At 60.8% G+C, this 12,539-nt stretch carries 10 protein-coding genes and 2 pseudogenes; all 12 read left to right on the top strand.

What is annotated here, in order from left to right; translation table 11 throughout:
* The 12 genes and pseudogenes from D0Y85_RS09705 (at window position 1) to D0Y85_RS09765 (ending at window position 12,527) form a co-directional block, all read left to right on the top strand.
* A complete protein-coding gene (locus tag D0Y85_RS09705) occupies window positions 1-1,617 on the top strand; it encodes a hypothetical protein (RefSeq protein WP_117310310.1) in 1,617 nt (538 codons plus the stop codon).
* Entirely contained in the window at window positions 1,614-1,742 is a 129-nt protein-coding gene (locus tag D0Y85_RS20980; protein ID WP_267491786.1) for a hypothetical protein, read from the top strand. Before D0Y85_RS09705 ends, D0Y85_RS20980 begins: the two co-directional genes overlap by 4 nt.
* 19 nt (window positions 1,743-1,761) lie before the next feature.
* The gene (locus D0Y85_RS09710) at window positions 1,762-6,279 is read left to right on the top strand and encodes an RHS repeat-associated core domain-containing protein (protein ID WP_229291277.1); all 4,518 of its coding nucleotides are present in this window, start codon (window positions 1,762-1,764) and stop codon (window positions 6,277-6,279) included.
* A gap of 4 nt (window positions 6,280-6,283) precedes the next feature.
* Complete coding sequence (locus tag D0Y85_RS09715; protein ID WP_117310311.1) at window positions 6,284-6,715, top strand: Imm26 family immunity protein; 432 nt, start codon at window positions 6,284-6,286, stop codon at window positions 6,713-6,715.
* Window positions 6,716-6,864: 149 nt separating this feature from the next.
* Window positions 6,865-7,071 (top strand): annotated as a pseudogene (locus tag D0Y85_RS09720) (transposase); the annotation flags it as partial.
* Between the two features lie 96 nt (window positions 7,072-7,167).
* Window positions 7,168-7,614: an SMI1/KNR4 family protein gene (locus tag D0Y85_RS09725; protein ID WP_117310312.1), complete on the top strand. Its 447-nt coding sequence runs from the start codon at window positions 7,168-7,170 to the stop codon at window positions 7,612-7,614.
* Between the two features lie 918 nt (window positions 7,615-8,532).
* Window positions 8,533-8,793 (top strand): hypothetical protein, encoded by a 261-nt coding sequence (locus D0Y85_RS20550; RefSeq protein WP_162887641.1) that lies wholly within the window; start codon window positions 8,533-8,535, stop codon window positions 8,791-8,793.
* Between the two features lie 30 nt (window positions 8,794-8,823).
* A pseudogene (locus tag D0Y85_RS09745) lies at window positions 8,824-9,870 on the top strand (IS3 family transposase).
* Window positions 9,871-10,056: 186 nt separating this feature from the next.
* The gene (locus D0Y85_RS09750; protein WP_162887642.1) at window positions 10,057-10,686 is read left to right on the top strand and encodes a hypothetical protein; all 630 of its coding nucleotides are present in this window, start codon (window positions 10,057-10,059) and stop codon (window positions 10,684-10,686) included.
* A gap of 47 nt (window positions 10,687-10,733) precedes the next feature.
* A complete protein-coding gene (locus D0Y85_RS09755) occupies window positions 10,734-11,132 on the top strand; it encodes an Imm12 family immunity protein (RefSeq protein WP_117310317.1) in 399 nt (132 codons plus the stop codon).
* Between the two features lie 17 nt (window positions 11,133-11,149).
* Window positions 11,150-11,620 carry an SMI1/KNR4 family protein gene (locus tag D0Y85_RS09760; protein ID WP_162887643.1) on the top strand — a complete coding sequence of 157 codons (471 nt, stop codon included), beginning with the start codon at window positions 11,150-11,152 and terminating at the stop codon, window positions 11,618-11,620.
* A 337-nt stretch (window positions 11,621-11,957) separates the two neighbouring features.
* On the top strand, window positions 11,958-12,527 hold the full coding sequence (locus D0Y85_RS09765) for a hypothetical protein (RefSeq protein WP_205420751.1): 570 nt from the start codon (window positions 11,958-11,960) through the stop codon (window positions 12,525-12,527).
* The last annotated feature ends 12 nt before the right edge of the window (window positions 12,528-12,539 follow it).

Genomic DNA, 12,539 nt, shown 5'->3' on the forward strand with positions numbered 1-12,539 from the left:
ATGCAGGACACCCCCATGCTGCGCGGCCTGAATGCATTGCGCGATGCCTGGCTGGAAGCCACCGCCGACAGCAGCCGGCGCCTGCTGGTCTGGCGCCTACCGGCCGCGGCCAGCCGGCTGCTGGCCGCATTCTTCGAGATGCAGCGCCACGATGCCGGACACGATACGCCGGACTACTTCCTGCGCATCGACAGCGCCTATGAACTCGGCTTCCGCTACAGCCGCCAGGTAAAGCAGGACCTGCTGGACCGCTACCTCGCCAGCCAGGATGAACTGCGCGCACAGCAGGTGCCGCTCGGCTGGCGCGGCCCGCATGAAGGGCATCCGGACAGCGCCCAAGGCGTGGTCGAGGTGCTGGAGAGCTTCATCGATCACCACGGCGAGCACCTGCGCCTGCTGGCGGCGGTGCTGGAGCCCGAGCGCTGCGTGCCCGGCGAAGGTTTCGAGCGCTGGATGGATACCGCGCTGGCCGCGGGCCCCGGCCCACGCCTGCGCCTGGTGCTGGTCGACACCGAGGAGGATCCGCGCTGGCAGCCGTTGCTGGAGCGTCATGGCAAGGCCGCACGGATCGTCACCGCGCCGATCGACATGTTCGGCATTGCCCGCGATACCGCCGCGCAGTCTGGCGGCCGTGGCCCGGAAGTGCTGTACCGCCAGCTGCTGGCCGACCTGATGCTGCTGCTCGAACGCGGCAGCCCCTCCCAGGTTGTTGCCCGTGCCGAACGTGCACAGGGACTGGCGATGCGGCACGGCTGGCAGGACCAGCAGTCGGTGGTGCAGATGATGGTGGCCGGTGCATGGTTGAAGCACGGCGATCACGGCCAGGCGATCAACAGCTACCGGCAGGCCCGCAGTGCGGCCGAGGGCGCACGGCTGGGCGGAAACCCGGCCGCGCCGGAACTGGTGATGCAGAGCTGGTTCGGCGAGGCCGGCTGCTGGTTGGCGGCCAAACAGCCCCAGCGCGCCGCGCAGACCTACCTTCAGGCCTCGGCGTCGGCAGCCAGCATTCCGCACCCGATGTTCGCGCTGGAGGGCCAGCGCATGGCCGGCTGGTGCCAGCTGCAGGCGGGCCAGCGCGAGGCCGCGCGCACGCAGCTGCTGGAAGCGATCCGCATCGCCAAGCCGCTGGCGCCGGCTGACCGCAAGGCCACGACGCTGCCCCAGGCATTGTGGGATCTGCTGCAGCTTCAGGACGCACGACGCTGCGAACAACTGCAGCAGGTCGCCACCGACTACCTGCAGGCCAGCACCGGCCTGCTGGAGAAAGCCGACGCGCAGGGGCGCGCCCTCGGCCCGCGTCCCCCGCGTCCGGCGCTGGATGCCATCGACGCCGAGCTCGATTCCACGCTGGAGCGTGGTTTCCACCGCGCCCAGCAGGAGCGCGAGCGCCTGATCCAGGGCGGCGACGAATTCTTCCGCAAGATCGTGGCCGTCGGCCGCGACTTTCTCGACCCGGGCTGGAACGGCCTGCCGGCCATCGAACACCCGCTCGATCATGAGATACCGGTGTGGAGCGAGCCACCGGCGATGCAGCCGTTGCCCGACCCCAGTGGCCTGCTGCAGCCGCCCGTGGTGGCGCCAGCCGGGCCCGCCGTTACAGGAGTGGCTGTTGCATGAAGTCGAAGAAGACCGTGTTGATGCTGGTGGCCATCGTGCTGGGCATCATCGTCGTGACCTGGATCAGCGCCGAATACCGTGACGAAGTAAAGGCGTTCCTGCGCGCGTTGTTCCGCGCTTTGTGAAGCAACAGGGAGTGTTGCCGTGAGCATCGCCGCCAAGCATTTCGATCCGCAGCTGGGCATCGACATCCACATGTACGCGGTGCCGCCGTGCCCGTTGCCGACCCCGCACATCGGCCTGGTGCTGGATCCGTTCGACTACATTCCGTTCATCGGCTCGACCATCAAGGTCAACGGTGTGCATCGCGGCACCGCCGGGACCGGCGGCCTGGACATCCACATCCCGCTGGGGGTGTGGGGCCCGCCACTGGCGGCGCCGATGGGCCCGCAGTTCGACGGCGAAGAAATCTTCATGGGCAGCCGTACCGTGTCGGCCGATGGCGAGCCGTTCTCGCGGCTGGCCATGCCAGTGCTGGACTGCAATCTGGCCGGCATGATCAACCCGTTCCGGATGAAGAAGCCGAAGAAGCCACTTCGGGCGATGTCACTGCCGACCGGCCTCAACGTGGCCATTCCCACCAGCGTCAAGGTGGGAGGGCCGCCGACAGTGTCATGGACCGCGCTGGCGTTCCGCGCGGCGTTCGCCGGTCTGGGCAAGCTGCGCAAGAGTGCGTTCTTCCGCAAGAAGATGGATGCCTTTGCCAATTGGCGGCGCGGCAAATGGGGGCATCTGCCGTCGGGCTTCCTGAAGTGCAAGGTGCTACGTGCCGAGCCGGTGGATATCCGCGATGGCAGCGTGGTGGTCAGCCACCAGGACTTCGATATTCCGGGGCGGCTTTCATTCGTCTGGCAGCGCAGCTACGGTTCGCGGCGGGCGGGCGAACCCGGCCAATGCGGCGCGGGCTGGCAGACGCCGGCCGACATCCGTCTGGAGCTGCTGGAAGACGGCAGCGTCTGGCTGTCCGGGCCGGACCAGGCCGCCTTCTTCCCGGAGCTGCCGCCGGCCGATGGCGAGGCCGGAGCGATCCTCGATTTCGTCGACGGCGCGCGCCTGCTGCGACGCCGGGGACAGTGGCAGGTCCGGTTCAAGAGCGGGCTGCGGTATGTGTTCGGCGGTGAACTGCCTGCGGGCGTGAGCGCGCTGCCGAACCCACAGTCCTGGCCGATCGAGCGCATCGAGGACGCGCACGGCAACCACTGGCGGTTCGAGCGTCGCGACGGCCATCTGGTGCGCATCGTCGAGAGTGGCATCGGTGACCTGCAGGGTCGCTTCATCGACGTGGAGGCGCGGCACGGTCGCATCGACCGCATGGCGCTGCATGACCCGGCCACCGGCCTGGTGCATCCGCTGGTGAGCTACCGCTACAGTGGCGAGGGTGATCTGTTGGCGGCGGTGGATGCGCTCGGGGCGCCGCGCACCTTTGCCTACGAACAGCACCGCCTGGTGCGGCACACTGACCGTGTTGGCCTGTCCTTCCACTACGCGTTCGACGCGCAGGGCAGGGTGGTGCATTCGTGGGGCGATGGTGGTCTCTACGATTATCACTTCGAGTACGACGAGCTGCTGCGCGAGACCCGGGTGACCGACTCGCTCGGGCACCTGAGCGTGGTCAAGTTCGACGAGAACCAGCTGCCGCTGTGCGAGATCGATCCGCTCGATGGCGTGACGCTGTTCGAGTACGACGATTTCGGGCGGACCGTGGCGGTGACCGATCCGGAAGGACTGCGAACGGCGTTTGCCTATGATGCGCATGGCAACCTGGTCTGCCTGACCCGCGCCGACGGCACCTCGATCCAGATGGAGTACGACCTGGACGACCACATGGTGTCGCTGCGTACGCCGGATGGCGTCGACTGGCAGCAGGCGTACGATGGCCAAGGCCTGCTGGTCAGCCAGACCGACCCGTTGGGTGCGATCACCCGGTTCGACTACGACAAGCAGGGCCAGTTGCAGTCGCAGACCAATGCCCGCCAGGCAGTGACACGCCTGCGCTATGACCGCCATGGGCTGGTGGCAGCGGTCATCGATGCCCTCGGCCATGAGAGCCGCTTTGAGCATGATCCGCTCGGCAATCTGCTGTGCCAGGTGGATCCGTTGGGACAGGCCAGCCGCTACGAGTACGACGCCAAGGGGCGACTGCTGGCCACTGCTGGCCCGGACGGCAATGGTGTGCGCTGCGAGTACGATGCTGAAGACCAGCTGGTGCGCTATACCGATGAGGCCGGCGCGCAGACGCGGCTGCAGTACGTGGGCATCGGCCAGATCGGCAAGCGCCTGCAGGCTGATGGCCACAGCGTGGAATACCGCTACGACACCGAAGAGCAGCTGGTCGCGGTCATCAACCAGCGCGGCGAAACCTACCAGCTGGTGCGCGATGCGCTGGGACGCATCGTCGAGGAGGTCGACTACTGGGGCCAGTCGCGGCGCTACACCTATGATGCGGCCGGACGACTGACGGCCACCGTGGATCCGCTTGGGCAGCGCATCGCCTTCAGCACCGACAAGCTCGGGCGCATCACCCGCAAGACGTTGCCCGACGTGCGTCATCCTGGACGACAGGTGCAGGAGCATTTCGTCTACGACGTGCAGGGACAGATTGTCGAGCTGCGCAATCCGGCGCGTACGGTGAAGCGCCGTTATGACCCGCTTGGCCGGCTGCTGGAAGAACTGCAGGACGGCTTCCGCGTGGGCTACGCCTATGATGAAGTCGGCAACCGCGTACTGCGCGAGACCTCGGCCGGCAACCGCGTAGCGTTTGGCTATGACCTGCGCGACCAGACCGTATCGGTGGCCATCAATGACGAATCGCCGATCTCGATGGAGCGCGATGCGCTGGGTCGTACCACGCGTGAGCAGTTGAGCCCGCAGTTGCAGCGCGAGTTCACCTACGACAGCCGAAACCTGCTGACCTCGCAGTCGATACTGAAGGACGCTGCGCCGCTGTTCGAGACCCGCTACGACTACGACCGCAGTGGCAACCTGACCCGGCGCAGCGACAGCGCGCAAGGCGTGGACGAGTACCGCTACGACGCGATCGGGCGCCTGCTGCAGCACATCGACCCGAAGGGGAAGGTGGAGCGCTACTTCAACGACCCGGCGGGCGACCGGCTGCGCACCGAGGTGAAGCAGGTGCAGGCGCGCAAGGTGGTGGGCGGCGACGACGATGACCTGACCACCTGGACGCGCGAGGGAACGTACCAGGGCGTGCACTACGTGTTTGATCGGGCGGGCGATCTGGTGCGCAAGGGCGCGCCCCATGGGGATGCGCCGGATGACCTGGCGCTGATCTGGGATGCCAACCATCGGTTGGCGGAGAGCCGCCGCAACGGACTGTCAACGTACTATGGCTATGACCCGCTGGGACGGCGCGTGTTCAAGCGCAACCCGACGCAGACGACGTGGTTCTTCTGGGATGGCAATGCGCTGCTGGGTGAAGTGCAGCAGGCCAACGATGCCGAAGAGGCGGCGCCGGTGTGGGTGGGGAATGTGGCCAGCCTGGTGGAGATGAGGCGGCGGCAGCGGCGGCTGGAGCGGTTGCATGAGCGGGTGCGGGAGTATGTGTACTACCCGGGGACGTTTGTGCCGTTGGCGCTGTTCAGTCAGTGCGGTCACGATGTGACCGGCCTGATGTCTATAGGTCCGCATAGTGCTGTGGGCGGGGAATCTTCAGACTCAGCTCCGCCCCGCCTGTCACCGCCTGCCGTAGTGGAGGGCCCTGTCATTCAGACGAGCCGTTCTGTCCAGCCTGTCAGCGAACTTCGAATTGGGGGCCTTTCAGGTGGCGCATTGGGAGCTGTGGTGCTTGGTGGATCTGCTGCAAGATCTCCAAGGTCAGCGCAACTCCCACTGCATCCTGGTAGCGAACAGTCCGTGGAAACCGGCAGCGCAGCGCGGACTGCAGGCTCCGGTCAGCATGCTGGGTGGTCGCAGCTCTATTTCTATCACAACGAACCCAACGGCGCGCCGACAAGGATCACTGATCGATACGGCATGGTCCTTTGGGCGGCGCGCTACAACGCATCAGGCGGAGTGGAGGCGACTGAGCCTGGGCCACTATGTAACCCGCTTCGTCTTCAAGGGCAGTACTTCGACGAAGAAACCGGACTGCACTACAACCGTTTCCGGTACTTCGATGCGACGTCGGCCAGCTACACCAGCCGAGATCCACTAGGTACGATACCGGGCGTAAACCTTCATGCGTTCGGGCCGAACACAACCAGCTGGATCGATCCATTGGGATTGACAGCACTGGACCACACCGGTGCAGATGGTCAGGGCTACACCATCTATGCTTTGGTTGATCGAAAAAGCGGCCAAGTGAAGTACGTTGGACTCACCGAGCACTCACGCTATTTCGAGCGAATGAATGAACATCAGACCAGCGGCCGCTTGCATGGTGCATTGGAAAGTATCGAGCTGGATGCTGCTGCAAACTATGCTGAGGCACGAGGCAAAGAGCAGTTCTACATAGACACGCATGGCACGATCAAGACATCGCAACGAGGCCAGCCATTCGGTCCAGGCGCGGAGGGCAATCGGCAAGTGGGGTTTGATATCAATCGTACGGATGATCGTGGCAAGGCATTTCGTGCGTACTACGATACCCTCAGTGCCGACTCGCCAGGGTCAAGTGTGAATTTGCCAGCATGCCGAGGGTAATTGAATGCCAAAGAAGTTCAAAGTTGAGGTTGGTGACGTGTTTGCCGTTCCGCTGCCCAAGGGCGGCTATGGAGTGGGTCGGATCATTCATATTTCCGATCGATGGAGGCTGGCGCAGTTCATTGACCTGCAATTGGGCGTCCCGGAAATGACGGATTCGGTTGTTGATTTTGATGAAGTGATGCCCGTTCACAATATCGTGACGCTTCGTATCGAGGATGGCAGTTGGCCTATTCTGCAGAAGGGCGTGATGGATGCATTGCCGGATCTGAAATCGCTGGTCTTCTATCGGGGACTTCCCGCAAAGCGTACTTACGTCAATCTCAGTGGAGAGGTTGTACCTGAATGCCACAGAAGAGATTGTGCCTCGTCCATGCCGCAGTTTGCGGAATACATCGCTGAAGTCCTTGAGGAAGCACTTGCAGGCCGGGTTTAGGCTTGTGTGTATGACTGACGAAGATGTGGAGTTTGTCGGTAGAAAGTCTCAGAGCTGGTGCAGCTCTGGCCTATTGATCTGTTTCCCTCCCGCCAGGTCTAACCTCGTGCTCTGTACGGACTGCTGGCGATTAGTTCGCGGTCTTGCTATCCGCGATGGTGGAAAGCTTCAACGGCCGACTGCGGCAGAAGTGTCTGAACGAGCATTGGTTCCGATCGCTGGCCGATGCAAGGAGCAAAACCGAAGCGTGGCGGCGCTCCTATAACGAGGAACGTCCCCACAGTGCACTAGGATGGAAAACCCCGGAGGAATTCGCCCTGAAACACGGGTCCCATGCGAACTCCAGGGTGCTGTAGCGTAAGCTCCCCCGTCAATTTGACACCTTCAGGGAGTCATATTGGAAGGCGAGAGCACAATCAATAATCGCCGGCTGTCGACAATGAGGTGTATTCATGTTCGATAATCTGGAAAGGTTGGTGGCACAACACCCGCGAGTCAAGGTATTTCCTGGGCGCCAGGTTGAACCTGGCCTTATCCGGGAGGCCGAAGCTGAGCTGGGGATTCCATTGCCTGATTCGTACAAGGAGTGGTTGCTCAAGTATGGGAATCTGAGGGTCGGCGCTTATCCTGTTCTGACCCTTGCGCCTCGGGATGTGCGTGACATTTCCGATAGTGATCTGATCTACAATTTCAGGTTGGATTCCCACGATGGTGAGCTGCCGGTCGGGTATATCTCAATTCATCTGCCGGATACGGATGAATCATTCTATTTCGATACCAGCAAGGGACTGGTTGGCGGAGAGTATCCCATTGTCAGGCGGGATTGGTCTGACGGATCATATGAGCCGTTTGCCAACAGTTTTGTGGGTTTTCTAGAGGAGATTGTCCGGCAGGCTTGATGTGACCTGATTAGCATGAACTTTCAGCACAGATTAGGCTCAACTTCCAAGCGCAATACCCCCATATCCTGATGTTGCCATGTCAACGACAAGAACCTATCACCACCTCAGTGCAGAAAAACGTGCTGTGATCATGATCGAGCGCCAAGATGGTGCCAGTATGCGCAGCATCGTCCGATGTCTCGGGCGCTCGCCGGCAACCATCATCCGTGAGTTACGCCGCCTGTAGATGCCGGCCTGCGACGCGACTGCGACTGGTCACAGGTATCGGCGCTGACGTGAACGATGCTGGCGCAGGCGTCTGCTGGCAGAGGGCACTGCGCTGTATCGGCACGTTTATGATCACTTGGTGCTCCTGCGCTGGTCGCAACGGTGGCAAAGCCGGGCGCGGCTCGGAGAATAAGCGCCCTTTCGTGATCGCCGTGGAGACCACTGAAGACGGTCGCCCACGGCATGCGGCGATCGACCCGGCGCCAGGCCTCACCAAGGCGGCCTTCTCGGACGGGATTCATCCGGGCAAGCGAAGGTAATCCTGCTGTACGTCAATGACACCAATGGGTGTGTTTGACTACATCGATTGACGCCACAACCCGAGGATGCGGCGAAGGGGCGTCAGGCAGGATCAGAAGGTTGCAGCTCTTTTAGAGCCGTCCGTGATTTCGGGGTAGAACCCATGCGCGCATGACAAATCACGTGCTGCGGGGGTACGAACAGGGAATTATGGATGCAGCAGACAACGTGCCCAAGGAGGGCGGATCACTGAATCAGATCCGCGCAGCCCGGGTGACCCGGGTGGATGAATTCGCCGGGGATGCGCTGCGGCATGGAGCAAGCCGCGGGGCTGGTACAGTGAGCACGCCTGCTTCAAGGGCCGCTGTTTCTGCGGCGAGAAACGCCTGCTGATTCAAAGAAGAGAGTATGAATAACAAAGTTGTTCTGATGCATGGCAGACACGAAGCAGCATTCCCGACTCCCGGTGCTGAGCTGGTGTTCTTCAACGCCCCTTTCAACACTGAGAGGCTCGCCCGGATCGAGCAGGTTCATCTCTGGTCACCTCCCGGCGACAAGCTCGAAGCGCTTCCAGAGATCCTCAAGGAAATGCGAGGTCTCAAGACGCTCAGCATAGGGCCGGGATCAATCGCACCGTCGATCATGGATGCGACGTCCCCCCAAGATTGAGTAGCGAAGCGGTTTGGAGTCCAATCCTCAATAACAAGGAGATTGGACGTGAAGAAGCGCTTTTCCGAAGAGCAAATCATCGGCTTCCTACGCGAGGCTGAGGCCGGCATGCCCATCAAGGACCTCTGCCGCCAGCATGGCTTCAGCGAGGCCTCGTATTACCTGTGGCGCAGCAGGTTCGGTGGCATGAGCGTGCCCGACGCAAAGCGGCTCAAGGACCTGGAGGCGGAGAACACACGCCTGAAGAAACTGCTGGCAGAACAGGTCTTCGAGAACGACGTCATCAAGGATGCGTTGCGAAAAAAGTGGTGACCGCGCCGGCGCGCAGGCTGCTGGTGCGGAGCATGGTCGAGAAGGGGCTGAGCGAGCGGCGAGCGCTCACGGTCGTACGGATGAGCGCGAGCGCACTGCGGTATGAGCCTCGGCCCGACCTCAACGTTGAGCTGCGCGAGCAGATCGCTGCGCTGGCGCACCGGCACAGACGCTACGGGGTGGGCATGATCCATCTGAAGCTGCGGCGGAAAGGACTTGTAGTGAACTACAAGCGAGTGGAGCGCTTGTATCAGGAAGCGGGCCTGCAGGTGCGTCGCAGAAAGCGTAAGAAGGTGCCGGCAGGCGAGCGCCAGTCCCTTCTGCGGCCGTCCGCCGCCAATGAGGTGTGGTCGATGGACTTCGTGTTCGACCGTACCGCCGAAGGCCGGGTGATCAAGTGCCTGACCATCGTCGACGACGCCACCCACGAGGCTGTGGCCACGAGTGATCAGGACAGACAACGGCAAGGAGTTTTGCGGTAAGGCGATGGTGGCCTGGGCTCACGAAAAGGGAGTTGCCCTGCGTCTGATCGAACCGGGCAAACCGAACCAAAATGCTTACGTCGAGTCCTTCAACGGACGGCTGCGCGACGAATGCCTCAACGAGCACTGGTTCCCGACATTGCTTCATGCCCGCACCAGCATCGAAAGCTGGCGGCGCGACTACAACGAAGAAAGACCCAAGCGAGCGCTTGGCGGGCTAACCCCCGCCCAGTACGCCGCGCAGTTGGCGGCGAAGAACGATAACATCAGCACCGGACTCTAAACCCGCCCACTACTCAAACCGGGGGACGTCGGTCATACCAAAAACGGTTGGAAACGTGTTCAAGGGAAATATTGAAATACAGTCTACGGAGTTTGAGAGAATGAGTAGGGAGATCGGATCGATCTATCGAGGGGCGGGGACAAACAAGCAGAAATCAGATCGAGCATGGGCCTTGTTGGAGGGCGCATGCAGAAGCTGATTTCTCCCTGTTCGTCTGTCTTCTCATACGATCCCCGATGGGCAGAGGTGCGCCTTGGGGCTGAGCCCGCGCTCTACTACATGGGCGCCAGTTCAAGCTTCTTTGTCGATCAGAATCCAATGGGAGATCGCATTTTGGCTCCTGCTGCAGGTATTGGGGTTGATCAGTCGGTCGGCGCTCTGAGATTGACGTCGACCGATAGGGGCGAGCCCGTCGAGTACGTGGTGTCTGCGGGGTGTGACTTCGACCGTCTCATCTTTGAGCTTGTGCATGCGCTGAAGGATTCAGGTCTAGCGGCAGGCGAGACCGATGACAAAATTGATGTGGCCTGTGAGGGCGGTCTGATCAAAACGTGCTACATCACTCGCGTGTTCGAGGGGGATGCGCCTAGATCGCTTCGTATCGTTCGTAAAGATGAGGGCATTCATGTCGTCATTCCTAGCCCACGATATCAAGCTCGCGTCACTTCCTTGGTGATGAGCGGCGCTGAGCTGCTCATTGGGACCGATGACGGAGCAACCATAAAGCGTAAACTCACTCTTCCTCAGTCCATTCTGATGTTCTTCGCAGGTGTGGCTGAAGAATTGCGAGAAGCTTCCGAGGGTGACTGCAGTTGACAGGATTGTTGATCGCGCTTTGTCGCAATTGGACCTATGGAGTGCAGATGGAAGTGACGTTGAGTGGAAGGATGGGCGGGCCAGAGGTGGGGGTGAAGTATCAAGCTGAAATCGTCCAGGCGCGAGCTAGTTTGAAGTCCGCGTTCGCAGAGCTGTCAATTGATGGTCTGGAAACGATCGATGTCGAACTGTGGATCAGTGGCAGTTTGACGGGATACTGCCCGGAACGGATTTCATCGTCGGCTAGATTCTCTGCCAAGAAAAAAAGTGGTCTGCTTGTTGTCTGTGTTGCAAAGGACGAGGCCTCGTCCATCGACGATGGTATCGCTGCATCGGCAATTGGAGATTGGCTGATCCGCGGTTTCTCAAGTGCGAAGCTGCCTCGAAGTGCCGGTATGATTGATTTCTCGGGTGCTGCTGGCGCCGTGAATCTCTGTTTCGCTTGATTGGTCCGGGAGGCCTGGTGTGTCCTGATTGGGGTTCCTGTTTTGAGCGCCTCGATGAGGTGATCGCTCGATCAGCGCGGGTAAGGGTGTTTCCTGGCCGTGCTGCTTCTCCGGAGCTTATGGAGGATGCAGAGAAGGAGCTTGGGTTGGCTCTGCCCGTTTCCTACAAGGCTTGGCTTGGTGAGTTTGGCAACCTTTTTGTAGGTCCAGATCCCGTTTTCGGTCTCGCAGATGCGGAGAACCGTGACGTGGCTGATGACGACCTTGTCTACAACGCTCGCTTGGTCGAGGAGAACGGCTTTCCCCCAGAAGGCCTGATTCCGATTTTCGTTCCGGAATCGGACGAAGCCTTCTACTTCGATACACGTGAAGGATTGAGGGATGGAGAGTATCCAATTCTGCGGTACGACTACAGTGCCGGGGAGTTCGAGTTCTCTTCGCCATCATTCTTTGACTTTCTGATGGAACTCGTGCGTCACTCAGGTTAAACACGTTCTTGCCTTCTAGTTCCTGGCCTTGCCCTGCCTGCTATGGTGTGGCTGTAGCGCTGTGCTCATACGTCCTGGGTAGCGTGGTAGCTCGGTTGGCGACCTCTCGCGTTGCGCAATCCGGTGCTGACGTTGAAGCGCCACTACGAGCGTGCATTAATTTACTTCATGTGCAGTGTCTTCATTGGTCTCTGTGGTGGTCTTGGATATGCGAAACATTGATGATCAAGAATTCAAGATGGTGTTTGATCGCGGTGGTAGCGTCTTCGAGGCGCTGCGAATAGCGAACAGTAGTTTTGACAATTGTGGAATGTCGTTGTCCAAGCGCCCTTCAAGGATGAGTTCCGTCCGCGATGTCAGAGTCTCGAACTGCAGGGTGATCAACTCTGAGATCGGGCCGACAGTGTTCGAGGATGTCCAGGTCGAAGGGTTGGATGTGAATCCAATTCTCCTTCTCTGGTCCTGCTTCTATAAGAGGGTATGCCTTGCCGGAAAAATTGGGAAACTCAGAGTCAATATCGAGCCCTTCGCGTTCTGCACAGATGCCGGAGTTCTCGCAGAATTTGCGGAACGGCGCGCGGCGTTCTATGCAGGCGTGAACTGGGCTCTGGACATCAGTCGGGCAAGGTTCGTCGACTTTGCCTGCAAAGGTGTCCCTCTCGCTTTGATCCGGAGAGACCCGGAGACTCAGGTGATAGTCCGGAAGCAGGACTTCTCCGGAGTCGATATGCTGGGATCTCAGTTCGCGAGTGCGTTCCCTGAGACGCACACGAGACTGGCCATCTTCGGTGAGTCGATTGCTGAGGAGGTGTTGCTTGTGGTGCCTTTGGCCGCACCAAGGAAGCGACGTGAAGACTGGGCAGGTGGGATCGCAGAGTTGAGGCGTTTGGGTATTGTCTCGGGTTAGGCGAGTTTCCGC

It is taken from the genome of Stenotrophomonas sp. G4 (assembly GCF_003428825.1).
Classification (GTDB): Bacteria; Pseudomonadota; Gammaproteobacteria; order Xanthomonadales; family Xanthomonadaceae; genus Stenotrophomonas; species Stenotrophomonas indicatrix.